Here is a 25,327-nt window from a genome sequence, read left to right as displayed (position 1 = left end):
TTAGTATAAAATTTTTAAAATTTCTTTAGCTACTTTTGATTTTTCCATTTCTGGTAATTCTTTTATGCTTTGTTTATTTATTATATAAATTTTGTTTAAGTTTGAGCCGAAATATTTAAGTTCATTTGCAATAATAAAGTCCAAATTTTTCTTTTTTAGTTTTTCTTTTGCTTTTTGAATTAAATTTTTAGAATTCTCAGCGCAAAATCCAACAATAATTTGGTTTTTAAGCTTATTGTGTCCTATGTGTTGGATTATGTCAGGATTTTTTACTAATTTTATATATAATCTATTTGTTTTATTTTTTTTAATTTTACTATTAAAAATGTGTTTGGGTCTAAAATCAGCAACAGCCGCAGCTCCAATTATTATTTCAAATTTATTATATATTTTGAGAACCTCTTTGTACATTTCCATTGCAGTTTTTATTTTTATAATATTTGCTCCTTCAGGTTTATTTTCATTAGTTGGTCCTGTAATAATTGTGACCTGGGCTCCTAGCTTTATAGCCTCTTGGGCCAAACAAAATCCCATTTTTCCCGTTGATGTATTTGAAAAATAGCGAATTGGATCTATTAATTCTTCAGTTCTAGATGCCGTTATAAGTATTTTTTTGTTTTTTAAGCAATTTTTTTGGTTAAATTCATTTAATATTGTTTTTATAATTTTGTCTTCATTTTTAAGGCGTCCTAATGCATTTGATGAGCAAGCCAAAAATCCTTTATCAGGCTCAATAAATTTATAATGATAAGTTTTAAGCTTTTTTATATTTTCTTTTAAAATAGGGTTTGAATACATTGCGTTATTCATTGCCATTGCAAAATAAGTAGGGGCTGTGCTTGCAGATATTATTGTAGTTAACGCGTCATTAGCAATTCCTGATGCAATTTTAGATATTGTATTGTAGGTAGCAGGAATAATAAGAATTAGGTGAGCCCATTTTGCAATTTTTATATGTTCGACCTCATTATGGTCTAAATCCCATAAATTAGTAATTATTTTGTTCTTAGAGATGGTTTCTAAAGTTAATGGAGTAATAAATTTAGTTGCATTTTTTGTCATTACAACTTTGACATTGTATCCTAATTTAACTAAGCTAGAGACTATGTAAACTGACTTATAAGAGGCTATGCCTCCACATATACCAATTAATATATGCTTATTTTTATTCATATAATATATTATATAATATACATTATATTTGAATTTATAAGTTTTGATATCCTTTTGCTAAGGTTGTTTTAAATGAGAAATAGGATTTTATATGTTGTATTATTGTATGTTTGTATATTTTTTTTATGGTGTTGTTTTGCATATTTTATTGATAGATCAGCTACTATATTTAATATTCCTTTGTGGTTTTTTTGGTCAGGAATTTTGTTCCCCGGTATAATTTTTTTTTTGGTTTGTTTTTTTATTTTAGTAATTAGTAAAACTTAATATATTATTGATAATTTTTCATTTTTAGATTTTTTTAAAAATAAATAGAGGTAGTTTTTTGTTATTAAATAAATACTTTCTTGCAAATCGAAATATTAATTTTATTGTTATGGCCTTGTTATTTTCTTCTAGCTATATTAGTGCTAGCAGTTTTATTTCTGGTCCTTCTTCTGTTTATAAGTATGGTTTATCTTTTATATTATTAGCTACCATACAAATTCCTACAACTTTAATTACTTTTATTATTGTTGGGGAGAGATTAAATCGCGAATCAAAAAAAATTAATGCAATAAATATTGTTGATTATATTAGATATAGATATGAAAGTGATTTTTTGGCGTTAATGAGTGGATGTGTATTAATTTTTTTTTCAATGTTTTTGATTTCTGCCCAATTAATAGGTGGCGCTAAGCTTATAGAAGTTTTTTGGGGTATTGATTATGCAGCGGGTCTTTTGCTTTTTGCTTTATTGGTTTTTATTTATGTATTTTTTGGTGGATTTAAAGCAGTAGCCTATACAGATTTGATTCAAGGATTTTTAATGCTAGTTTCATCTGTTATTTTGTTTTCCAAAATGTTAGATTTGGGAGGGGGTATTAATAATTTGTTCAAGACAGCGGCGTCTAGTTTAGATAAAAGCCTATTGCTCCCTTCAAATGTTGATCTAAGACCACAATATATAATTTCTTTTTGGATATTAATAGGAATAGGAATATTGGGGCAGCCTCAGATTATTAATAATTTTATAGCATTTAAAGATGAGAATGCCATAAAATTTTCTCTTCCCATTTCTACTTTTATTATCAGTTTTTTAATTGTTTTAATGCATTTAATAGGGTTTTTTTCTATTATTCTTTTTCCAGATTTAAATCCAAATGATAAAGTTGTTTTAAATGTAGCTTTAAAAGTTTTAAATCCTTTTTCCCGTTTTATTTTTTTTATGGGCCTTTTATCTGCAATAATGTCCACAGTAGATTCAAATTTGCTCTTAATAACATCTGTTTTAATAAAGTCAATATTTATTTATAAAAAAGATTTAAAAGAAGACGTAAAGGTTAGTAGGGTAATAATGATTTCTAATGTTTTTTTTATTTCAATAATACTTCTATTTTCTTTCTTTCCTCCCAATTTTTTATTCTTTGTTAATATTTTTGCTTTTGGGGCTTTAGAAGTTTCATTTTTCCCTATTATTGTTTTTGGACTTTATTTAAATTTTGCAAGCAAAATAGCAGCATTTGCATCTATGTTTTTGGGTTTGATATTTTATTTGTGCATTTTATGCTTTGGTTTTAATATTTGGTTTTTTCACCCTGTTGTTCCAGCATTTTTTATTTCTATATTTACATTTTTAATAGTTAATTTTTTTTGTAAAAAAAATAGCAAAGTTTATTAGGATGATTATTTTTTGCGTTTAGATAAGTATATTTTTTTAGAAATTCTTGCTAATGATGATGGCAAGCGATTAGATTCAATTTTAATTAAAATTTTAAATTTGTCTAAAGTTAGGATAATAAAACATATAAGAAAGGGCGACATTAGGCTGAATGGGCTAAAATCACATTTTTCATATAGAGTTTGTGAAGGTGATAAAATTTATTTGTATAAATCTTTAGCCGAAAGTTTGAACTTAACTATGGATGAATTTTATAAAAGCAATATTGATTTTCAATCTATTAGAAGAAGAATAATTTATGAGGATAGTGATTTACTTGTTTTGGATAAGCAAAGAGGCATTTTAGTTCATGGAGACAGAAGCTCTCTTGATTTTTTAGTGAATGCTTATCTTTTAAGAGAAGGTCTAAGATCTCTAAGCTTTAAGCCTTCAGCAGTTCACAGGCTTGACAGAAATACTTCTGGTATTATTATTTTCGCAAAAAATATAAATACTGCAAGGAAGCTAAGTACAGCATTTAGTAGCGGATCTATAACTAAAAAATATTTCGCAATACTTTTGGGTGAGGTTAAGGCATCTGTTGTTTATAAGAATCATTTATTTAGAAATAAAAGGCTGAAAAAAACTTTTGTTTTAGAGGATAAAGAGTTTATTAATGCAATTACAAGGGTTAATCCAATATTGTCTTCCAAAAGAGCTACTCTTGCTGAGATTGTTATTGAAACGGGCTTTACTCATCAAATAAGGTCTCAATGTTCGTTTAACAATCATCCTTTAATTAATGACAAGAAGTACTGTGATAAATTCAAAAAAAGCGATTACTTTTTACATGCTTTTTTGGTAAAATTTAATCAAGCATTCTTTAAAAAGAATGTATTTTATGCTAAGCCCGGTTTAGAATTTTTAAAGCAAATAAAAGATATTTTTGGTGTTTATGAATTTTCAGAATTTTTCAAGTGATTTTTTTTTAAAAAAAATATTAAGCAAGGTTAAAAACTTTGCAACTAGCATTAAGCATAAATTTGTTAAGGTTAAGGTGTATGCACTAGTAGGATCTGCTGGAACTGGCAAGAGCTTTAGATCACATTTAGTAGCAGATAAGTATTCAATACCTTTAATAATTGATGATGGTGTTTTAATCAAGGATATGAAAATTATTGCTGGGAGCTCTGCTAAGTTTGAAGATAATGTTTTTAGGGCAGTAAAGAGATCTGTATTTGAAGATTATGCTCATTGCAGTGAAGTGCTTGAAGTTCTTGGAAGAGAAGAATTTAATAAAATATTAATATTAGGAACAAGTCTTAAAATGATAGATAAAATAATCTCAAGACTTTTATTGCCAAATGTTTATAAGATTATTTACATAACAGATGTTTCAACTAAACAGGAAATAGAAAAAGCAAGGATTTCAAGGCAAATGGGAGAGCATGTTGTACCAGCAGCTGCTTTTGAAATAAGGTCTGTTAGACCCAATTTGCTATTAAATCCAATTAAAGTTTTTTTTAAAAGCGGATGGTTCTTTGCTAAGAAGAGAAATTATATTCGATCTGTTGTAAGGCCCCATTTTTATGAAGAAGGGGTTTTATCTATTTCTAAAAGAGCTGTAAGGCAAATTATTGAGCATTGTGTTTCTGAGTATGATAGAAGTTATATTGTTTATGATCTTAAAATTAAAAAAGATGGAAGCAATTATCTTTTTAAGCTATTTTTGAATGTTCCTCTTGGAAATAACTTATTCAATAATACAGAAATGCTTAGGACTTATATTATTACGAACGTACTTAAGTATACAATAATTAATATATTATCTATTGATATAGTTATACATAAATTTTATGACAAAAAAGATTATTTAGAAGAGAGCTATGAAAATTAATTTTGACAGTTTGAATAATATTTTTTTTGTAGGAATAAAGGGGAGTGGGGTTTGTTCTCTAGCTTGTTTTTTAAATTCAAAAGGTTATTTTATAGAAGGGGTAGATATTCCCGATAAATTTTATACTGATGAGATTTTGAGTAATAATAAGATATCTTATTATGAAAATATTTATGAGTTTTCATTAAAAGAGCTTGATAGGTCTTTTGATTTAATAGTATATTCTTCAGCTTATGATAAGGATGGTTTGCAAGTTTTACTTGAAGCAAAAGAATTGAATATACCTATTTTATCTTATCCTGAGGTTCTTGGTGAACTTTCTAAAAAATACTATAGTATTGGAATTGCAGGCTCTCACGGTAAAACCACTACTACGGCGTTTTTAGGTATTCTTTTTAGCAAATTAGGATTGAATCCCAATGTTATTGTGGGATCAAGTGTTAAAGATTTTGAAGATAATTCTGCAATAGCTGGTATTAGCAATATTTTTATTGTTGAGACTTGTGAATATAAAAAACATTTTTTGCATTTTATTCCCAATATGCTCATTTTAACCAATGTTGATTATGAACATGTTGATTTTTTTAAAAATTATGAGTCCCTTGAAGATGCTTTTTTACAATATATTAATAATTTGAAAAAAAATGGAATATTAATAATTAATTCTGATGATAATAATTTACTTAAAATTAAAAGGAAAATCAATAGAAAAGATATAAATATTTTTAGCTTTGGATCTAGAGATTTGTCGAATTTTCAAATAAGTAACATTGCAGTTAAGAATGAATATTTTTGTTTTTCTTTTTTAGGCTTTTGTAATATTGAACTTAAGACTGTTTTATTTCATAATGTATTAAATTTTTCAGCAGCGCTTTTAGCTTTAAATTTTTTTTTGAAAAGTAAGGGAAAATCAATTTTTAATTTTGAAGAATCGGTAAAGAGAGTTGCAAAAAATTATAGTGGGATAAAAAGAAGGGCTGAAGTTGTTAAAGAGGAAAAGGGAATAATTTATATGGACGATTATGCTCACCATCCTAGGGAAATTAGAGAAACGCTTTTGGGTATTAAGAATTTTTATAAGAACAAGCGTATAATTTTGGATTTTATGCCCCATACTTTTACAAGAACAAAAGAATTTTTTGATGATTTTGTTGAAGTTCTAAGTGTTGCTGATATATTAATTTTGCACAATATATATCTTACTAATAGAGAGAATTTTAATCCAGACGAACTTTCTGTAAAATTATTTTCAAATATTAAAAAAATAAATAAAAACACTTATCTTTTTAAAGATGTCAAAGACTCTATTAACTTTATAAAAAGTTTATTAATATCAGGAGATTTGTTTATTACAATGGGCGCTGGAAATAATTTTATTTTACACGATTTTCTGTAAGGGTATTATAGTGAAAAGTATGACGGGATTTTTTTATTTGGAAAAGATAATCGGTAACTATATGTTTAGCGTTAATTTGAAATCTTATAATGGAAAATTTTTAGAATTTAAATTTAGGTTGCCAGAAATTTTTTCTGGGTATGATCTTGATATAAGAAATTTGATTTCAAAATATATCAGTAGAGGTAATGTTTTTTTAAATGTAGGATATAAAGAATTGGTTCCTCGTATGAATTTTACGGTTAATCCTAATTATATTGAAGCTATTTCTAGACTTAGAGATTCTTTGGCGCATACTAATCTTAATATTAAGAACGAACTAAGTTTAGGTGATTTTTTATCCTTAAAAGGCGCTTTGATAATAGATGAGGATAGTGATCATCAAGAAGAGATTTATGGGTTGTTTAAAGGTGTTTTAGAGGAAACCTTATTTCATTATAATAATGGGAGAAGTTTTGAAGGAGAAAATACTAAATCAGATATAGTGTCAACCCTTGTGCTAATAGAGCAGGATCTTAAGGTTGTTAAGGATGCTTGTAATGATATAAATGCCAGATTATTTGCAAGTATTAAAGAAAATATCTCTAAATTAATGGATGAATTTAGAGATATAAGTATTGCAGAAGAGGCAGCTAAAATGGCGATTCGTCTAGATATCAATGAAGAGATCATGCGTTTAGATTCTCATATAGAAACTTTTTATAAAAACCTTGAATATGAGATATGTGGCAAAGTTCTTGAATTTATTTCTCAAGAAATGCATAGAGAAATAACAACTATGAGTAATAAGGCGGTTGATCTTGATATTAAAAATTTGATTTTTAATATGAAGTTAAATTTAGAAAAAATAAAAGAGCAAATAAGGAATGTTGAATGAAAATAGCACTTTCTGGTAAGAGTGGTTGTGGTAATACTACTGTTAGTAATATGCTTGCAAAACATTATGGTCTTGAGTTTATTAATTATACTTTTCACGATATTGCAAGAGAACATAATATTCCTTTTTCGGAATTTTACAAGAAAGAGATAATAGGAAGAGATGATTATTATTGGGATAGGTATCTTGATAAAAGATTGTCTTTACTTTCTAAAAAAAACAATACAGTGCTTGCTTCGCGCCTTGCTATTTGGATCTCTAAGAGCGCTGATTTAAAAATATATCTTTATGCTAAAATGGAAGTCAGAGCTGAGAGAATAATGACTAGAGAGGGGGGGATGTATTCTGATGTTTTAAGTAGTACTTTTAATAGAGATGAAAATGATAAAAAAAGATATTTATCTATCTATAATATAGATATTGATGATTATTCTTCGCAGACCGATTTAGTGGTTGATGTTACAAACATTAGTTCAAATGAAGTTTTTGAATTAATTCGAGATGAAATTGATAAAAGAAACTTAAAAAATTAGCTAAACTTATTTAATATGTTTAGTTTGTAAGGAGATTAGATGACTAAAGTGCCTTTAAAAAAAATACAAGATTTTGATGGAAATTTTTATGAACTTGTTGTTGCAACTATAATGCGTACAGAACAAATCATAGACAATATTTCTTTAGCAGAACACGTTGTCTATGATGATAAAATATTAGGACAAGCTTTTAATGATGTTTTAACTGGTAAATTTATCTATTCAATTGAAGGAAGATAGAATAGTTTTTATTTTTGGCCCTACAGCTGTGGGCAAAAGCAATATTTTGTTTCATTTTCCAAGAAATAAAGCAGAAATTATTAATGTTGACTCTATTCAAGTATATAAAGAGTTTAATATAGCTTCTTCAAAGCCAAGTAAAAATTTAATGAAGCATATAAAGCATCATTTAGTAGATTTTTTAGATCCCGAAAAAGAGTATGCTCTTGGAATTTTTCACGAGCAAGCTTTAAGAATAGTAAAAGAATTAAGACAGAAAAAAAAAATTCCTATATTTGTAGGAGGTACCGCTTTTTATTTTAAGCATTTAAAAGATGGATTTCCTTCAACGCCTTTGGTTACTTCTGAAATAAGAATTTATGTAAACAATCTTTTGGATCTTAAAGGTAAATACTATCTTTTAAAAGAATTGCAAAATGTAGACCCCATTAGATTTAATATGTTAAATAAGAATGATATTTATCGTATTAAAAGATCTCTTGAGGTCTACTACCAAACAGGAATTCCTATTAGCCAATTTGAAAAAAAACAAAATAGCGAATTTAAAAATATTATGATTATAGGGCTTAAAAGGTCTTTTGAAGATTTGAAAACTAGAATATCAATAAGAATTAATGAAATGCTCGATAGTGGATTACTTTCTGAGATTAAAAGTTTGTTTAGAAGGGGTTACAATGAAAATACTCCCGCTTTTAAAGGGATAGGTTATAATGAGTTTTTATTATGGAAAAGTAGACCTTGTTATGGTTTAAATGATATAATAAGTTTGATAAATAAAAATTCGTTTTTATATGCAAAAAGGCAAATGACCTTTTTTGCGAAGATTTCTGATGTTTTATGGCTTCATCCAGAGGATGATTTGGACAACATTTTGAATTTAATTTTTAAAGTTGATAAGGAGATTTAAGGAGTGCCTTGCGGAAGAAAAAGAAAATTAAAAAAAATTTCTACTCATAAAAGGAAGAAAAAAAGAAGGAAAAATAGACATAAGAAAAAAAATAAATAATTTGTTTTATTGATAGGACTTTTTTTGGTTATGTAGTGGAGACTATTTAGAATGTTCAATTATTATGTTATTGACTATGTTTATGTCTTTGCTAAAGATATAGCTTTTAGTTCCCTTATAATTGACTAGGATCCAATTCCCTTTAATTCCATAGCGTTCTGTTTTTTCTAGTGTTTTTTCAATTTTTACGATTTCGTCTTTTCTAAGTAGAATTGCGTAGTCATAATCCAATTCGCTATTTTTCTTAGTGCTTTTACTAAGAAAAGTATAGTCTTTTATTATTATACCTACTTTATTGCTAAAGCCAAGAATGCTACTTTTGGGCAAGTTCAATTTTTGAATGAGAGGAATTTTGTTATTTTTATTGCAAGCTAAAAGAATTAAGGATATTAAATATAATGTTTTTGTATTCATAATTTCCCTGATTTTTTATATACTACTCTAGTATGTTACTATAATAATATAGTATTTTTTAGAATTTTTAAGGATTGTTAATGAAGAAATATCTTTTTTTTATTTTATTTCTCATCTCTTCTAATAATTTAATTATTTCTTATCCACTTTCTTTTGGCGGGGGGCTTTCTTATCAATTTACTAATTATACTGATAAAACAGGCTCCAATAAATTTGCTCCAAATTTTACTAGGGTAGATCATGGGATTAATTTGAATTTATTTTTTGATGCAAATTATGTATTTTTTGAAATGTCTTACAAAGATGCTTTTGTTAATACTCATAATGGGAGATATTTCTCGTTTGGGCTTTATGGAACATATCCAATGGTTTTTAAAGAACAAGTTAGAATGCTTTTTCCATTAATTGGGTTTAAATATGCTTTTGATTTGACTTCTAATAGCTACAATCTCTTTTTCTTAAGCATGGGGCTTGCTGCTGATCTTTTTATCCCAGATTTTGAAGGTTTATACATTAGGCCCTTGTTTATGCTTTCTATTTCTCCATTTTCTAATTATGAAAATTTTTCTGGATTAACAACTGAGATTATGCTTGGATTTAATATTGGTTGGAGATTTTCTAATTAGGAAGTTTTATTCCTAAATGAAATGGGACATATCTTTCTTGTCCAAAGATGTTTGCGGTGAAGTTTAATTTGCGAGGAGCGTTATTTGATTTTACAACTAGCGTGCTTGAGCCTCCTCCATCTAAGTTAATGGCATTGTCCATTTCATAACTTAATGCAAAATCAATAGCTTCATTTAGAGAAGCCCCTTTGCTATTGTTGACGCCTCTTCCTTCTATTGTAGCAAGAAATAAATATTTGTTATTTTTATCAGTTCCTATTATTGTTCTTGGGTGTCTTGTGTCTTTGAAGTTTTTTTTATAATTTCCGTTTTTGATTAAAACAAAAAATCCGCTAAATCCGTAATCGGAGTCTTTTATTTCTTCTTCTTTAGGATTTAATACAATTTTATTGTGTTTTATTGTGATCTCTCCATAGTTAGTTATTTGTTTTGAAATCAATTTTTTATTATATATGTATAGTCCTTTTGGAAAAAACATGTTTTGTTTAACTTCGTATGGACTTGTGTTAATTGCAATGTCAACATTGTTGGAGATTAAGAAATGACTTGTTGTCTGCCCTTTAAAGTAATAATTATTTAGCTTTTTATCGTAAATAGGTTTTGATATGGTGAATCTTAGATCTTTATTTTCAATTTTTACTAGAACATAATTGCTATTTATAAAATACCCTTTAATAATTTTGTATTTAACTTTTTTAGCAATTGATTTGGACAGCATTAGTCCTGATGAAATACTTAAAATAAATATTAGTATTGTTAATATTTTTTTATTCATTTCTTTTTATTTTATAAGAATAAATGCTTTTGGGATAGCTTGTTAGTATGAGATTTTTAATCTGTGCTGCTAATTTTTTATTTTTAAATTTTATAAGATTAAATATTTGATAAATTATTTTGACATCTATATTTTTTTCATTATTTAAAATTTTTGCAATTTCTTTTTCATTAATATTATTTTCATTTATTCTTAATTTTAGTGAAATAATTTCGTTTTTTATTTTTTGATTGTTAATCTTTTTTTTGTTTATTTTGTTTAAAAAATCATTGGCTTCTTTGTATTTTTTTATTTTTAGATAGTATTTTGTAATTAGTAGGTAATATTGTTCTAAGTCAAAATCTTTAATTTTATTTATTATTTCTAATTCTTTTGGTAAGTTATTAGTTAAATCATAAAGCATATATAGCTTTATTAAATTTTCTGTATTTTCCTTATTATTACTTTGTAATGCAAAAGGAGCAATTAATAAAAGTAATAAAATATAAAAAAAGGATAAGTAGTTCATAATTTATTATAAACTTTGTTTTGAGAATAATGAAAATAATTTAAAATCATTCTTAGCATTGCCGATAATAATGAATAATATTTGATTATTATTTTTTCTATTATAAAAAGGCTTTCAAGGTTCAGTTTTTAAAAAAAGTAATTTAATTTTTTGTAAACTTTATTTATTAATTTCTTTATAGAATGTAACTTTTGTATGTATTCTTTGTTTTCTATTAGGCTTTTTATACTCTCCATAGATTCTTCTATTGCCATTATGAAATTTTGTTTAGGTTTTAGTCTAAAATTTCCAAAGCGATCTGTTTCTAATGATAAGAAAAGAGCATTTTTTTTGGGAGGAGAGATTATGAACTGCATTGTACACTCTAAAAGATTTTTCATTTTTTCAGGTTCATCAATGTTTACATTGCTTGTTTCATATTTTTTTATACAATGCCAATTTTTTCCCATACCTTTGACTATTTCTATAGTTTCTAAAAATTTTTTATTGCTGAAAACTGTTACATTCTTATGCATTAATTGTATTTTAATTTTTTTAAAATTTTCATTATTTTGATTATTTAATTCGTTTTTTGAAATTATTTCTTTTAGTTCTTCTATGCTAATTTTTATTACATAAATGTTATTTTTGTGCTCCACTTTGAAGATTTTTTTTCCTATTTTGATTTCGTTGACAAGTTTTGTCTGTTTGGTATTTGTTATTTGTTTCTCTTTCTCGGGTATGTTTTTATGCTTAAACTCTTCATTAAGGTTAATATCATCAATCCATTCTTTTTTTAAGACGCCAATGGATCTTGCATACATTTTTGTAGTTTCTATAATTTCTCCTGCAACAAAATATTTAACAGAATCAGTACTAATAAGTGATCCAGGATGAATTATTACGTTTTGAGCTTTGATTGTTTTATATTTCTTTTTTGAGGTTTTAAAACAAATGTAATCCCTCATTCCTCTCATTATAGATTTTAAATATCCTTCGTTGTCAAGAGTATCTTTTTGTATTATTGGTATATTTAGTTTGCTAACAATGTTTTCAAGCTGCATTTGTACATTTACTATTTCTTCAAGTCCTTGTAAATCTAAATAATTTTCTTTTGTAAAAGCTTCTTTATTTGTAGCTTTTACAAAATCTTCAAAGATATTAATAAATCCAATTAAATCTCCCATTGGATTTTTGTATTTTAAGTGGGCTTGTCTAGCTTCCATCTCTTCATTTTGAGGTAATAGAAAAACTCCACTTGTGGATAAAAATGATAGCCCTATTGTAGTTTGATAGATAGCTTGTGGGTAATTTATCATTGCTTCGACTAATGCTCTTGAATGTGCTGGAATTAATGGGAATAGTATCATATATTTACCAATTTCTGTAAGTTCGTTGTTATTGGTTATAGCATCCAGAGATTTTAATATTTTGCTTGCAGTTTGAATCGAATGCGTTGATGGTTTTGATATGAAGTCAAAGTGTGTAAAATCTCTGATTCCAATATCTGCCATTCTCAGTACTACTTCAGATAGGTCTGTTCTATATATTTCTTCTTTTTGATAATCTTCTCTTAGTTGATAATCTTCTCTTTTGTAAAGTCTGTAGCAAGTTCCTTTTGAAAGTCTTCCTGCTCTACCGGCTCTTTGAGTTGCTGATGATTTTGAAATTGGAACTTCTTGGAGTGAATAGGTATGAGTTTTTGTTTGGAATTTGTTTGTTTTAACTTTTCCGCTATCGATTACTATTTTAATATTTTCAATTGTGATTGAAGTTTCTGCGATGTTTGTTGAGACTATTATTTTTCTTTTATTTTTAGGAGTAGCTACAAATATTTGTTCTTGAGCTTCTTTAGGCATCCTACCGTATAAAGGAAATATTATTAAATTTTTTTTTGAGTTTAATTCTTGTAATTCTTTTATAGTTTCTTTTATTTCTTTTTCTCCAGATAAAAATATAAGAATATCTCCTGCTTTTTTTTCTTTTATTACGTTCAAGACAATTTCTTTTATTTTTAATATCATTCCTTTTGATGTGCTTAAAAGAGGAGGATTGTATATTATTTGTACTGGGTACGCAATAGTTTCAATGCTAACAACCGGTGCATTGTTGAAATATTTTGAAAATATTTTTGTGTTTATTGTAGCAGATGAAATTACGATTTTAAAATCGTCCCTTTTTCTTGAAATATCTTTAATAAGACCTAATATAAAATCGATGTTTAAACTTCGTTCGTGTGCTTCGTCTATTATAATTACATCATATTCATAAAGCAATGTATCTTTTTTTAGCTCTTGCAAAAGCACCCCGTCAGTCATTAATTTAATTTTGGTTTTTGGGCTTGTAATTTCTTCAAATCTTATTTTGTAACCAACTTCTTCTCCAACGTTTACACCAATATGCTTGGCAATATATTCAGCTATTGATATTGTAGCTATTCTTCTTGGTTGAGTTACTCCAATTTTTCCTAATTTTGCAAAACCCGCTTCATATATTATTCTTGGTAGTTGGGTAGTTTTTCCACTGCCTGTTGGACTTTCAACAATTAAAACATTATTATTTTTTAATACTTTGATTAATTCATCTTTGTATTTATAAATTGGGAGTTTGAAATCATTCATATTTACAACAAACTGAATACATATTTCTCATTTATTTCGTCAAGACTAATGTTATCAGGTAAATCAATCTTCTTTCTTTTAATTTTAGCATAATATTTGTCGTTTTTTTTGTAAATATATATTTTGTTGCCAATTTTGTTTTTAGAAAATGGGATCATTTTAACTATTGTCCCTACTTTATTAACTCTTTCGTTAAGTAGATTGATAGCCTCGTCTAGCGTTATGTCATATGCTTTTATATCTTTTTTTAGTGAGCAAGCAATACTTCCGCTTTCAGTTTTAATATAATCTCCAAAAACACCAGTTGCAGCAATGATTTGTTCATTGGTTTGAGGATATTTGCCGATTTGTTTTGGAAGTGAAAGTAATTTTAAAGCAAGCTCTAATGTTATGTTTTCAGGATCAATTTTTTTAGTTGATGCTTTTTTTGCTTTTATTATTTTTAATTTTTTAGGTTTTCCCTTTTTTGTATATTCTTGAGGAGCATAAGTGTCTTCTCCAAGTTGTACAATGTTTCCATAAATTGTATTTTTGAAGATTACATTAAGTCCCGTTAAAGGATCAATACCAAGTATATTTGGTTTTAGCTCTTTTTCATTTATTATTTTTTCTATTTCATCTTTTTTGTACAAATTTTCTAATGGAGTTGTTGTTTTAATTGAATAATTATTCCCTTTAAATATTAAATAAGGCCCATATTTACCAATGTTTATTGTGTAATTAATGCTATTATCTTTATTTTCTATTTTTTTACTTTCAATAACAGTTCTAAATTCAGAAGAATTAATTTTAGGTTCTAGTTGCATTACTGTATCTTTAAGTCCTTTTTTACCATTATAGAATTTACTTAGATATTTTATTTTATCCAGTTTTCCTATTGCTATTTTATCTAATTTTTCTTCCATATTAGAGGTGAAATTTAGTTCAATTAGTACTGGAAAATATTTTTCAAGAAGATTTATTACAGCAGCGCCTTTTATAGTTGGTATTAACGTATTGTTGAGTTTAAATGCATATTCTCTTTCTAAAAGTGTTGATATAATTGTAGAATAGGTTGAAGGACGACCTATTCCTTCTTTTTCCATTTTTTGCACAAGAGATGCTTCTGTGTATCTAAATGGAGCTTTTGTTTCATGCTCACTTGTTTTCATTTTGACTATAGAAAATGTATCTCCTTTTTCAATTAAGTCAAAGTTTATGTTAATATATTCATCTTTTTCTTTAGTATGTTTAAGAAATCCATCAAAAATTATTTTTGTAAAACTTGATTTAAAAATTAAGTTTTTATACTTAAAAGTCAGCTTTATATTTTCTTTTATTGCATCTTTCATTCCAGAAATAATAGTTCTATCCCATATTATTTTGTAAATTTCTTTAGCGGTTTTGCTTTCTATTTCTATGTTTTCGTTTGGAATAAACATTTCAGAAGGCCTTATTGCCTCATGTGCATTTTGAGTCATTTTTTCTTTTTTATAAATTCTATCTTTTTCCTCTATATAGTCTTTTCCGTATTTGTTTTTTATTATTTTTGTTATTTTGTCTTTTGCAATTTTAGCAATATTATGAGAGTCTGTCCTCATATAGGTAATGTATCCGTGTTCGTAAAGTTTTTGGGCGTGTTGCATGATTTGCTTTGTTCCAATTTTAAGGCGCTTATTTATTTCTTGTTGAAGTGTGGATGTAGTAAATGGTTTTGGGGGAGGTATTTTTATTTCTTTAGTTTCTATTGAAATTAATTCAATTTTTTGTCCATTTTTTAATTCTTTTTGAAGCTCGATCATTAAATCTTGAGTTATTATTATTGTCTTTTCGCTATTTTTAAGTTTCCCAGTTTCGTTTATAAAGTCCTTACCCTCTGCTATGTTCTTGCCGTCAATTTCTTCTAATTTTGTTTCAAGCAACAAATCTTTTTTCTCGTGTTTACATTGAAGTAAAATTGTATAATAATTAGCCTTTTTAAAATCTATTCTGGTGTTTTCTTTTTCTATTAATAATTTTAAACCAACAGATTGTACTCTTCCAGCAGAAAGTCCATAAGCTATTTTTTTCCAAAGGAGCGGAGAGATGGTATATCCGTACAGTCGGTCCAATATTCTTCTAGCTTCCCCGGCATTAACAAGGTTCATGTCTATATTTCTAGTATTTTTTAGTGATTCGGTTATTGCAGTTTCTGTGATTTCATGAAATACCATCCGTTTATAATTTTTAATTTTTAATACTTCTTTTAAATGAAATGCTATAGTTTCTCCTTCTCTGTCTTGGTCAGTTGCAAGATATATCTCATTGATTGTTTGTATTAATTTTTTTAGTTTTGATACAACTTGTTTTTTATTGCTAGGAATAATGTAAATTGGATTAAATCCATTGTTATAATCTATAGAAATATTTGCCCATTCGTATTTCTTATATTCTTTGGGAATTTCTTTTGCATTGTTTGGTAGATCTACTATATGTCCAATGCATGCTTCTACTAAGAATGAGTCATCAAGAAACTTTTTTATTGTTTTAGCTTTTGTTGGTGATTCAACTATTATTAATTTTTTATTTTGCATAAATTCCTTATGTTTATATATTGTATTATAATATATAAACATAATTTAAGAATTAAAAAAAGTGAGAGTATTTCATGAGCAATTATAAAATTCTGCACACTTCAGATTGGCATATTGGAAAAAAAATTGAAAATTTTTCAATACTTAAGGAACAGAAAAAATTTTTATTTTTTCTGTTAGAATTTATTCAAAAAGAAAAGATAGATCTTTTACTTGTTGCTGGGGATGTTTATGATTCCAAAAGGCCCGGATTTGAAGAGCAAAAATTGGTAAATAATTTTTTTTATGATCTTTCTTTTACTTCTTGTAAATGGTGTGTGGTTATTTCTGGAAATCATGACAAAAAAGATTATTTGAGTATTAATAAAAAACTTCTTTCGAGATTTAATTTTTTTTTAATAACAGAGCATGATTCTGATGAGCAAATAGTTTTCTTAAAAGATAATGGAAATCTTAAGTTTATTGTTGTTTGTCTTCCGCATATAAATGAAAGGCTTATTTTAGGGCAAAATTTTGACAATACCTTTGGATTAGAAGATCAGCCTTCCAGTAATCTATTTCTTGAAAATTTAGAAAATGCTTACAGAGAAAAGATATCAAGTTTATCTAATTTTTTAGAAAACAATCATAAAGGAATTCCTAAAATATTAATGGCACATTCTTTTTTTGCTAACAGTAAAAAGATTGATACCTTGGGAGGTAGTTATATTATTCCTTTTAATGTTTTTGGGAATAGTTTTTCTTATGTTGCTCTTGGGCATATTCATAAATTCATGAAACTAAAGGATAATATTGTTTATTCGGGGTCTCCCATGCAATATTCATTTAATGAGTCTCATGATAAATATATAAATGTTTTACATTTTAATGACAATAAATTAATCTTGCAAAAAGCATTTCTTGTGCCGGTTTTCAATAAATTAATCTTTGTTAAAGGTTCTTTGGATGAAGTTCTTGACTTTTTGACTAATTTTAAAAAAGAAGAGTCTTTTGTGATTTATTTGAAAATTGAACTTAATGAAGCGATTGATACTAGTGCTGAGGAGACTATTTATGATTTAGCAAAGCTTAATTTTATGAATTTAGTTTCTATTTCCTATTCTTTGCTCTTAAGTCAGAATTTACAAGACGATTCTAGTTTTATTGGAGAACTCGAAGTGCTTGAAATGGATGAAAAATATTTTTTTGAGAAAAAGTTGAGACGAGATTTTGAAAGTGGCGTTATTAAGGATATCAAATTTAAGGAAGAAGAACTTATTTCTCTTTTTAATGAGGTTTTAGCTAAAGGATATTTAGGCGAATATGAGGATAAATAAGCTCATATTTAAAAATATTGCTTCTTATAAGGGTGAGCATGAGTTAAATTTCGATGCTCTTTTGTTAAGGCAATCGGGCATTTTTTTAATTTCTGGCAATACTGGATCGGGTAAAAGCACAATTTTAGATTGTATAACTTTGGCATTATATGCGCGTGTTTATAGACTTGGAAAAAAAATTGTGGATATTATATCAAAAGGCGAGACCAGTGCTTATGTTAAATTAACATTTACTATTTCTGGTAAGATTTATGAATCTTTTATTGAGCTTAATGTAAAAAACATAGAGACCCCCAAGAGCATGTTGCTTAGTTGTTTTTTTGATGATAGGATTATTGAGGGTCGAACTGATGTTTTAGAGCATATTAAAAGTCTTTGTCGATTAGACTTTAATCAATTTTGTCAAACTGTAATTTTACCACAAGGTAATTTTCAAGAATTTTTAACATCAACTCCTAAAGAGAAAGCCGCAATAATTGATAATATTTTTAATTTGAAAAAATATGATAATTTAGAATTTTATTTAAAAAGTGACTTTGAACGTACAAAGTTTAGCATAGATAAATTATTAAATTCTGAGTCTTATGAAAAATCAATCCTTGATTATGATGAGAAGGAATATAAATCTCTTAAGGATTATTTAGATTTAGTTGATATTGGTCGATTGGAAATTGATCTTGAAAATATTAAAAGAGCTATTTCTTTGTGTAATCAGGCAATAGTATCTAATGAGAGATATTTAGGTTTAGAAGTTGAAATATCTTCTTTAGAAGATCAATTGTCTTCTCAGGTTAAATACCAAGATTCTTTAGAGGTGGACTATTCTTTTCAAAAGAAATTAAAAGAAGAGTTGGATTTGGATTTAAAAATTTATTTGTGTTCAGATTTTTGGAATTTGAAAAATCTTGTCGCTATGCAAGGCGAGTTATTTAATGATATTAGATTACTTGATTTAGAACTTTCAAAAGTGATAAATAATTTAAAAGAAATTAAAGATTTGGATATTAATAATTTTAATTTTAATTATGTTAAGGAGCTTTATAATAAGAATTGCAATATTTTTAATTTTAAATTTATTGAGAATAATTGTCAAAGTTTGCTTTTAAGGAAAAATAGTCTTGAAGATGAAAAAAAAGAATTATTGAAGGCTCAAAGCAGAAAAAATGATGAGATTAAAAGTATTTCTTCTGAGAAATCTAATTTCGATTTTGACAAATATGTTTATTATGAAGCATTGAAATTATTTCAAACTTTTAATGATGAGTTGATTTCAAAATATAGAGATAGGTTGGAATTTTTATTAAAATCTACTGACAAAGAAACTTTTAATAAAAATAAGGAAAAAAATATTATTAAGATTGATTTGTATAAAGAGTTGTTAAAATATCTTAATGATAAAAATTTTTCTATTGAGAGTGATAAAGAGAAGTTAAAATATATTGAGGTTGAATATGAAAATTATCAGCATAAAGATAAATTATCGGTTTGTAGTTTGAAAGAGCTTTACGTTTTAAATTCAAAACTTCATTTGATACAAAGTCAAATTGATGAGCTTAAATATCAGTTATCTTGTAGGCAAGAAGAAATTTCTAAGCAAGAGATTAATACTTTAGAATTTAAAAAGAATAATGCTGAAATTTTAAGATTGATTGGAAAAAATTTATTTGATAAATACATAAATTATTTTGACAGGGAAAAAATTTTAGCATTTGAAAATAAATTGGAAAAGTTTGAGCAATTTAAGGCTAGAAAAAAAGATTTAAAAATTGAGATTTCTTTAAAAAATCAGAATTTTGATCAAAATCTTTTAAAAATTAAAAGCTTATTATTAAAATTTAATTTAAATTTAAGTTTTAGCGATTATTCCTCCTTGGAAAAAGAATTTAATGTTATTTTGGCTAGGCAAAAAAGTGTAGAAAATGAATGGAATACGCTTGTTTTAAATCTTAAAAATTTAGAAGATTTAAAAATTAAAACCGAAACCCAAATTAAATTTATAAAGAAATCTATTTTAACTTTAAAAGCAAGACTAAAAGAAGAGCAGAATAGTTTTATTAATATAGTCTCAGATTTAAAAAGTATTTTTTTTAGTTCATTTTCTTTTGAATCAGAAACTGCTTTAGAACAAATCAATAAGAATAGCCTTGATTTCTTGCAAAAATTGAGCTTGTCAATTAGTTCTAAGTTTGAATTTTTATCTAGAGACATTGAAAAGTATAAAATAAAGTTTTTAAATTTTCAAGCTCTTCAAAAAAAGATTAATCAACAAAAAATTAATTTAGACGCGCTACGAGGAGAATTAAATCTTGCCAAAGAAAGGAAAGATAAGCTAGATGTTTTGAGAAAGGTGGTTATTAGGGCTTCTGGATTGAAATATTATGTTCAAACTTTTTTAATTAATGATATTTTAAGACTAGCAAATGAAAAGTATTTAAGGTGGATTTTCCCTGATTTTGAGCTTAAAACTAATAAAGAGAGTAAGGAGTTTGATTTTTTAATTGAAGATAAAAAAGATGTTAATAAAATAAGAACGGTAAAAACTTTGTCTGGGGGTGAAAAATTTCTTGTATCTTTAGCCTTGTCTTTAGCTTTGTCGGATAAAATAAGGGATAGTGAGCTAAAGATAGAAGCTTTTTTTCTAGATGAAGGGTTTGGCAATCTTGATGAAGATACTTTAGCTCAAATTATGCCTAAGCTTTCTAAGTTTCAAATAATGACTGGACGACAAATCGGTATAATTTCTCATGTTTCTTATTTGAAGGAGATGATTAAAGCACAAATAGTTATAAACAAGATTTCTAAAATTTCTTATATTGCTATGGAAAATTTATGATCATTTATGTAAAATTAAGCTTTGAGGGTGAGTATGAAATGTTATTTAGCAATTGATATTGGTGGGACTAGCACTAAGTATTCGCTTGCAGATTCAAGTGGTGTTTTTTTTGATAAAAATGAAATAAGTACAGCTGCTACTTCTGATGAACAAGTAAATATTTTAGTTAACCTTATTAATTCTTACAGGGAATCAAGTAATATAGCGGGAGTTGCAATTTGCATCCCTGGGTTTGTTGATATTAATGGAAATGTCATTAGGGTAAATGCTATTTCTGGGTTTGTTAATTATCCTTTGAAAGAGAAATTAGAATTTTTAACTGGAGTAAGTACAGAGATTGAAAATGATGCTAATTGTGTAGCCTTAGCAGAAAAATTTAAGGGTAATGCTGTTGATTCTAATGATTTTATTGCTATAACTCTTGGTACAGGAATTGGTGCTGGAATTTTTACAAATGGTAAACTTTTAAGAGGAAATTCTTTTATGTCTGGAGAGGTTGGATTTATGATTACTAGAGGTATTAGTAATAATATTCCTTTTAATTGTAGATGGGAAGCCATTTCTTCTGTTTTAGCCTTAAGGAAAAGAGTTGCTATGCGCCTAGAGAAGCCTTTAAAAGAAATTTCAGGAGAGTATGTTTTTGATCTTGCTGAGAATGGAAATATTCATGCCAAAAATGAGGTTGACAGATTTTTTGAGAATTTATCATTTGGTATTTTTAATTTAACTTTTATTTTAAATCCCGAAAAAATTTTAATTGGAGGAGGAATAAGTGCAAGGCCTGATTTAATAGATAGAATATATGAAAAATTAGAAAATTTATGGTCTTTAGAAATGGCTTTTATTAATAATAATGATATAAAAAATCTTGTAACACTTGAGCCGACTAAATTTAATAATGAGTCTGGTAAAATTGGAGCTTTGTATCATTATTTTACTCGCAAAAAGCAAAATAATTTCTCTTATTAGAGGCTTATTTTAGGTTTGAATATTTAGCTAGTTTTGTAATAAAGCTCTCAACGCTAGATTTTTGAATATTAAATTCTATTTCTACTGTATTTTGGTCTTTTATTGTAGCTTTTATGTTGTTTGATATTGTGAGATTAGTCGTGTTTGTCAAGATAGTTGGGATTAACTTTTTTGACAATACTTTTAGCACTGATGGGTTATTTGTTTTGAGCAAAGATTTAAAAATATATTCGTTTTGATTTAGGCTGTTTATAGACAAGGTTCCGCCGTTAAAAGGAATTAAATTTTTATTACTATTTGCTATTTGGTCTGGGAGCAATAATGCTGAATCTTGAATCCAAAAAAACATTTCATTTTTTTCTATTTCTTTAATGTATTTTGTTGTTAGTATATTGTGTTCTTTTAGGGTATTATCTTTTTTTTGGTTTATTGTAATACTAGTTCTAGCTCTGTTTGGGGTAATGTATATGTTTGAATTTTTAAGTTTCCATTTTGGGCTTGTAAGTATATTGCCTATTGATTTCATATTTTTATTTTTGTGAATTCCCCAGAAAATATCTTTTGGAAAATTTCCCATTATTAGTAGAGCAAAGTCGTTATTTTCTTTTTTATAGCTGAAGTATAAATCGTTTATAAGTCCTAAAATGGATTTATATTTAGGACTTAAAGATTTGTAAATAAATCTATTTTTAATTAAATTTACATGGGCATATAAATTTGCGTCGGGCAAAAGTTCCATTAAGTAATTTAGATTTTTTTGGGGAGGACTGTAAGACAGGCTGGTGCATCCTATTATGAGGTATGAAATTGTAATTATTTTTGTTAATGTTTTTAACATTTTTCAATTCCTATTACTGTAAATATGTTATCGTCAAGGTTGATTTTCTTTTCTAGCTTGCTTTTGTTTAATATAATATTTAAGGTTAATGTTTCAGATTTAATATATTCTTCAAATTTATTAAGTATTTCTTTCAATGTTGTATTATTTTCTATGTATAAGTTTATTCTATCGCTAACATCAAAATTTTTTTCTTTTCTTAAATTTTGGATTTGTCTTACAAATTCTCTTGTAAGCCCTTCTAAATATAATTCTTGTGTTATTAGTGAGTCTATTCCTATTGTAATAGACTCTTCATTTATTACTTTTAAGTTATCTTTTTCTTCTCTTTCTAATATTATATCATTTAATGATAAGTAATATTTTGCATTATCCACTTTTATTTCATAAGATATTCCATTTATTATTTTTATTACGTCTTCATTTTTTAGCTTGCTAATCTCAGTAGACACCGTTTTCATATCTTTTCCAAGCTTTTTCCCAAGTGCTTTAAAGTTTGCTTTTGCTTTGTAAGTTATAAGCTCCTCTTCATTAGATTTTATTTTCATTTCTTTTGCATTTATTTCGTCTAATATTATTTCTTGCATTTCTATTAGCATATTTTGTTCATTTTCATTTTTTGTGACAATGTATATTGTACTAATAGGCATGCGTATTTTTATATTGTGTAGTGATCTGAGTGATCTTGCCATTGAAGTTATTTTTCTTGCGAGATTTATTTTCTTTTCAATTGTTTTGTCGATGAAATTTTCATTTGCTTTTGGATAATCGTTAAGGTGTATTGATTGTTTATCTTCATCGGTTTTTAAATTTTGATAAATCTCTTCTGTTATAAATGGAATAAATGGTGCAAGTAAAATCATTAAAGTTTTGATTGCATAATATAATGTTTCGTAGGCATCGTTTTTGTCTTTATCATTTTCTGATTTCCAAAATCTTCTTCTAGATCTTCTTATATACCAATTATTTAATTTATCTATAAATTCAAGTAAAGATTCTATTGATTTTGTTAAATTATATTTGTCTATTTCTTTATTTAGTATTTTTTTTAGACTCTCAAGTTCGCTTATGATCCATTTGTCAAGGCTATTGCTTTTAACCAAGCTTATATTTTTTGGAGGTTTGAATTTATCAATTATTGCATAAGTTGTAAAAAAGGAATAAGCGTTCCAAATTGGTATTATTATATTTTTAAGAACGTCTCTTACCCCATTGTCGCTATATTTTAAATCATCAGCTTTAACTACAGGGCTCATTATTAAATAAAGCCTTAAGGCATCGGCTCCAAAGGTGTTTATCACTTCCATTGGGTCTGTATAATTTTTAAAAGATTTTGACATTTTCCTTCCATCACTTGAAAGTACAAGTCCATTTACAATGACGTTTTTGAATGCTGTGTTTTCAAAAAGAGAAGTTCCTAGAATTGTAAGAGTATAAAACCATCCTCTTGTTTGATCTAGACCTTCTGCAATAAAGTCAGCAGGAAATATATTTTTAAAATTACTTTCATTTTTGAATGGATAATGATTGCTTGCGTAAGGCATTGCTCCAGATTCAAACCAACAATCTAGAACTTCGCTTGTTCTGATAAATGTGCCGCCATTTTCGCTTGGCCAGGTTATTTTATCTACTTTGTCTTTGTGTAAGTCTTCGATTTTTTGACCAGATAGCTCTTCAAGCTCTTTTTTAGATCCAACACAAATTTTTTTTCCTGTTTTTGAGCATATCCAAATTGGAATTGGGTTTCCCCAAAATCTGTTTCTGCTTATTGCCCAATCTTTTGCATTTTCTAGCCATTTTCCAAATCTTCCTTTTTTTAAATGAGCTGGCATCCAATTAATTTCTTCATTTATTTTTAAGAGTTTGGTTTTTATTTTTTCTACATTTACAAACCATGAGCTTATTGGTCTGTAAATAATTGGGCAGTTTGTTCTGTAACAAAATGGATACCTGTGTAGATAATTTTCTCTTTTGAATAAAAAATTGCGTAATTTTAGGTTTTCTATTATTTTTTTATCAGCATCTTTTACAAAAAGTCCTTTAAAATCTTTTACCTGATTTGTAAATTTACATTCAGCATCTAAGGGATCTATTATATCGACATTTGTATGTTTTTTAAGTATCTTGTAGTCTTCTTCCCCAAAAGGAGCAATATGAACAATTCCTGTTCCATCGTCAGTTGTAACATAATCGGCTGTATGGACTTTAAAAGCACCTTTATTTTTTTGTTCTAAAAAGTAGTTAAAAATAGGTTCATATTCTATACCTGCAAGCTTGCTTCCTTTGAATTTTTCTATAATAGTATATAAATTTTCATCATCATAATAGCTATTAAGTTTTTTTGATCCAAGTATTAAAATTTCTTCTTTTTTTTTGTCAAAAATTTTAGAATATTCTATTTCTTGTCCAACTGCAATTCCAAGGTTTGAAGGTAATGTCCAAGGAGTTGTTGTCCATGCTAGTAGATATTCGTTTTTATCTTTTATTTTAAATTTTATTGTTAATGATGGATCATTGACTTCCTTATATTCTCCAAGATTCACTTCGAAGTTTGAAAGCGGAGTTGCTAGTTTTGGAGAATAGGGTAGTACATAATAACTCTCGTAGATTAAACCTTTATTATAAAGGCTTTTAAATACCCACCACACAGATTCCATGAAGTCTATATCCATAGTTTTGTAGCCTTTTTCAAAATCTACCCATCTTCCAAGCCTTAAGATTATATTTTTCCATTCTTCTGTATATCTGAGTACTATTTTTTTGCATTCTTTGTTAAAATTTTCAATGCCATAATTTTCTATTTCGTATTTGCCAGAAATTCCCAATTTTTTTTCTACTTCGTATTCAACAGGTAGTCCGTGAGTATCCCATCCAAAATTTCTTTTAACATATTTACCTTGCATTGTCTTATATCTTGGAATTATGTCTTTTATTGTGTTTGGAACAAAATGTCCAAAATGAGGCAGTCCTGTTGCAAAAGGCGGTCCGTCATAAAATGTAAATTCTTCACATCCTTTTCTTTGTTCCATTGATTTTTCAAAGATCTTGTTATCAGTCCAAAATTTTAATATTTTTTCTTCTATTTTAGGAAAATTTTCCCTGTTTTCTACTTTTTTAAACATATTAATATTATAA

The 25,327-nt window shown here is 26.8% G+C and carries 20 protein-coding genes and 1 pseudogene; 13 read left to right on the top strand and 8 right to left on the bottom strand.

Annotated features, from left to right (window positions below):
* Window positions 1–1,173, bottom strand: a complete 1,173-nt coding sequence (coaBC, locus tag DB318_RS00320) for a bifunctional phosphopantothenoylcysteine decarboxylase/phosphopantothenate--cysteine ligase CoaBC (RefSeq protein ID WP_151060451.1) — start codon at window positions 1,171–1,173, stop codon at window positions 1–3.
* Between the two features lie 72 nt (window positions 1,174–1,245).
* On the opposite strand from coaBC, the gene DB318_RS00315 reads away from it, so the two are divergent.
* The 9 genes from DB318_RS00315 to miaA are packed head-to-tail and all read left to right on the top strand — an operon-like array spanning window position 1,246 to window position 8,662.
* Window positions 1,246–1,440, top strand: a complete 195-nt coding sequence (locus tag DB318_RS00315) for a DUF997 family protein (protein WP_151060452.1) — start codon at window positions 1,246–1,248, stop codon at window positions 1,438–1,440.
* Between the two features lie 58 nt (window positions 1,441–1,498).
* Window positions 1,499–2,833: a sodium/pantothenate symporter gene (panF, locus tag DB318_RS00310; protein WP_151074104.1), complete on the top strand. Its 1,335-nt coding sequence runs from the start codon at window positions 1,499–1,501 to the stop codon at window positions 2,831–2,833.
* A 12-nt stretch (window positions 2,834–2,845) separates the two neighbouring features.
* Entirely contained in the window at window positions 2,846–3,793 is a 948-nt protein-coding gene (locus tag DB318_RS00305; protein ID WP_151060454.1) for an RluA family pseudouridine synthase, read from the top strand.
* Window positions 3,768–4,709 (top strand): hypothetical protein, encoded by a 942-nt coding sequence (locus DB318_RS00300; protein ID WP_172964861.1) that lies wholly within the window; start codon window positions 3,768–3,770, stop codon window positions 4,707–4,709. Before DB318_RS00305 ends, DB318_RS00300 begins: the two co-directional genes overlap by 26 nt.
* The gene (gene murC / locus DB318_RS00295) at window positions 4,699–6,105 is read left to right on the top strand and encodes a UDP-N-acetylmuramate--L-alanine ligase (protein ID WP_151060456.1); all 1,407 of its coding nucleotides are present in this window, start codon (window positions 4,699–4,701) and stop codon (window positions 6,103–6,105) included. The genes DB318_RS00300 and murC overlap by 11 nt, the downstream gene beginning before the upstream one ends.
* A 10-nt stretch (window positions 6,106–6,115) precedes the next feature.
* Window positions 6,116–6,982, top strand: coding sequence for a YicC/YloC family endoribonuclease (locus DB318_RS00290; RefSeq protein ID WP_151060457.1), 867 nt, complete (start codon window positions 6,116–6,118; stop codon window positions 6,980–6,982).
* Window positions 6,979–7,515, top strand: coding sequence for a (d)CMP kinase (gene cmk / locus DB318_RS00285; protein WP_151060458.1), 537 nt, complete (start codon window positions 6,979–6,981; stop codon window positions 7,513–7,515). Before DB318_RS00290 ends, cmk begins: the two co-directional genes overlap by 4 nt.
* A gap of 39 nt (window positions 7,516–7,554) precedes the next feature.
* Window positions 7,555–7,755 carry a DNA-directed RNA polymerase subunit omega gene (locus tag DB318_RS00280; protein WP_151060459.1) on the top strand — a complete coding sequence of 67 codons (201 nt, stop codon included), beginning with the start codon at window positions 7,555–7,557 and terminating at the stop codon, window positions 7,753–7,755.
* Complete coding sequence (miaA, locus tag DB318_RS00275) at window positions 7,742–8,662, top strand: tRNA (adenosine(37)-N6)-dimethylallyltransferase MiaA (RefSeq protein ID WP_151060460.1); 921 nt, start codon at window positions 7,742–7,744, stop codon at window positions 8,660–8,662. Before DB318_RS00280 ends, miaA begins: the two co-directional genes overlap by 14 nt.
* A gap of 141 nt (window positions 8,663–8,803) precedes the next feature.
* Here the strand turns inward: miaA and DB318_RS00270 are convergent, their stop codons facing one another.
* Complete coding sequence (locus DB318_RS00270) at window positions 8,804–9,175, bottom strand: hypothetical protein (protein ID WP_151073693.1); 372 nt, start codon at window positions 9,173–9,175, stop codon at window positions 8,804–8,806.
* Window positions 9,176–9,255: 80 nt separating this feature from the next.
* Between DB318_RS00270 and DB318_RS00265 the strand changes: the two genes are divergently transcribed.
* Window positions 9,256–9,801, top strand: a complete 546-nt coding sequence (locus DB318_RS00265) for a hypothetical protein (protein ID WP_151060462.1) — start codon at window positions 9,256–9,258, stop codon at window positions 9,799–9,801.
* On the opposite strand, the gene DB318_RS00260 is transcribed toward DB318_RS00265, so the two are convergent.
* From DB318_RS00260 to topA, 4 genes are all read right to left on the bottom strand, one after another.
* The gene (locus tag DB318_RS00260; RefSeq protein ID WP_151060463.1) at window positions 9,794–10,576 is read right to left on the bottom strand and encodes a phosphodiester glycosidase family protein; all 783 of its coding nucleotides are present in this window, start codon (window positions 10,574–10,576) and stop codon (window positions 9,794–9,796) included. The genes DB318_RS00265 and DB318_RS00260 overlap by 8 nt on opposite strands.
* Window positions 10,569–11,084, bottom strand: coding sequence for a hypothetical protein (locus DB318_RS00255; protein WP_151060464.1), 516 nt, complete (start codon window positions 11,082–11,084; stop codon window positions 10,569–10,571). Before DB318_RS00255 ends, DB318_RS00260 begins: the two co-directional genes overlap by 8 nt.
* A gap of 128 nt (window positions 11,085–11,212) precedes the next feature.
* Window positions 11,213–13,684, bottom strand: coding sequence for an ATP-dependent RNA helicase (locus DB318_RS00250; RefSeq protein WP_151060465.1), 2,472 nt, complete (start codon window positions 13,682–13,684; stop codon window positions 11,213–11,215).
* Between the two features lie 2 nt (window positions 13,685–13,686).
* The gene (topA, locus tag DB318_RS00245; protein ID WP_151074102.1) at window positions 13,687–16,236 is read right to left on the bottom strand and encodes a type I DNA topoisomerase; all 2,550 of its coding nucleotides are present in this window, start codon (window positions 16,234–16,236) and stop codon (window positions 13,687–13,689) included.
* 74 nt (window positions 16,237–16,310) lie between these two features.
* Between topA and DB318_RS00240 the strand changes: the two genes are divergently transcribed.
* The 3 genes from DB318_RS00240 to DB318_RS00230 are packed head-to-tail and all read left to right on the top strand — an operon-like array spanning window position 16,311 to window position 21,354.
* Window positions 16,311–17,552 (top strand): exonuclease SbcCD subunit D, encoded by a 1,242-nt coding sequence (locus tag DB318_RS00240; RefSeq protein ID WP_151074101.1) that lies wholly within the window; start codon window positions 16,311–16,313, stop codon window positions 17,550–17,552.
* Window positions 17,539–20,385 carry an AAA family ATPase gene (locus DB318_RS00235; protein ID WP_151074100.1) on the top strand — a complete coding sequence of 949 codons (2,847 nt, stop codon included), beginning with the start codon at window positions 17,539–17,541 and terminating at the stop codon, window positions 20,383–20,385. Before DB318_RS00240 ends, DB318_RS00235 begins: the two co-directional genes overlap by 14 nt.
* A 33-nt stretch (window positions 20,386–20,418) precedes the next feature.
* Window positions 20,419–21,354, top strand: coding sequence for an ROK family protein (locus DB318_RS00230; protein WP_151074099.1), 936 nt, complete (start codon window positions 20,419–20,421; stop codon window positions 21,352–21,354).
* Window positions 21,355–21,363: 9 nt separating this feature from the next.
* Here DB318_RS00230 and DB318_RS00225 read toward each other — a convergent pair.
* Both DB318_RS00225 and ileS read right to left on the bottom strand, forming a co-directional pair.
* A pseudogene (locus tag DB318_RS00225) lies at window positions 21,364–22,192 on the bottom strand (lipoprotein).
* Window positions 22,186–25,314 carry an isoleucine--tRNA ligase gene (ileS, locus tag DB318_RS00220; protein ID WP_151060471.1) on the bottom strand — a complete coding sequence of 1,043 codons (3,129 nt, stop codon included), beginning with the start codon at window positions 25,312–25,314 and terminating at the stop codon, window positions 22,186–22,188. Before ileS ends, DB318_RS00225 begins: the two are co-directional and overlap by 7 nt.
* Window positions 25,315–25,327: the final 13 nt, after the last annotated feature.

This window comes from [Borrelia] turdi (genome assembly GCF_008828755.2).
In the GTDB taxonomy this organism is placed as follows: domain Bacteria; phylum Spirochaetota; class Spirochaetia; order Borreliales; family Borreliaceae; genus Borreliella; species Borreliella turdi.
This window is presented reverse-complemented; position numbering and strand designations above follow the sequence as displayed.

Coding starts and splice junctions, on each gene's coding strand:
- ileS (WP_151060471.1), bottom strand. CDS start 25,314: ATGTTTAAAAAAGTAGAAAACAGGGAAAATTTTCCTAAAATAGAAGAA.
- DB318_RS00270 (WP_151073693.1), bottom strand. CDS start 9,175: ATGAATACAAAAACATTATATTTAATATCCTTAATTCTTTTAGCTTGC.
- DB318_RS00230 (WP_151074099.1), top strand. CDS start 20,419: ATGAAATGTTATTTAGCAATTGATATTGGTGGGACTAGCACTAAGTAT.
- DB318_RS00255 (WP_151060464.1), bottom strand. CDS start 11,084: ATGAACTACTTATCCTTTTTTTATATTTTATTACTTTTATTAATTGCT.
- DB318_RS00265 (WP_151060462.1), top strand. CDS start 9,256: ATGAAGAAATATCTTTTTTTTATTTTATTTCTCATCTCTTCTAATAAT.
- murC (WP_151060456.1), top strand. CDS start 4,699: ATGAAAATTAATTTTGACAGTTTGAATAATATTTTTTTTGTAGGAATA.
- DB318_RS00280 (WP_151060459.1), top strand. CDS start 7,555: ATGACTAAAGTGCCTTTAAAAAAAATACAAGATTTTGATGGAAATTTT.
- DB318_RS00240 (WP_151074101.1), top strand. CDS start 16,311: ATGAGCAATTATAAAATTCTGCACACTTCAGATTGGCATATTGGAAAA.
- DB318_RS00260 (WP_151060463.1), bottom strand. CDS start 10,576: ATGAATAAAAAAATATTAACAATACTAATATTTATTTTAAGTATTTCA.
- topA (WP_151074102.1), bottom strand. CDS start 16,236: ATGCAAAATAAAAAATTAATAATAGTTGAATCACCAACAAAAGCTAAA.
- DB318_RS00250 (WP_151060465.1), bottom strand. CDS start 13,684: ATGAATGATTTCAAACTCCCAATTTATAAATACAAAGATGAATTAATC.
- DB318_RS00300 (WP_172964861.1), top strand. CDS start 3,768: ATGAATTTTCAGAATTTTTCAAGTGATTTTTTTTTAAAAAAAATATTA.
- coaBC (WP_151060451.1), bottom strand. CDS start 1,173: ATGAATAAAAATAAGCATATATTAATTGGTATATGTGGAGGCATAGCC.
- DB318_RS00315 (WP_151060452.1), top strand. CDS start 1,246: ATGAGAAATAGGATTTTATATGTTGTATTATTGTATGTTTGTATATTT.
- DB318_RS00235 (WP_151074100.1), top strand. CDS start 17,539: ATGAGGATAAATAAGCTCATATTTAAAAATATTGCTTCTTATAAGGGT.
- cmk (WP_151060458.1), top strand. CDS start 6,979: ATGAAAATAGCACTTTCTGGTAAGAGTGGTTGTGGTAATACTACTGTT.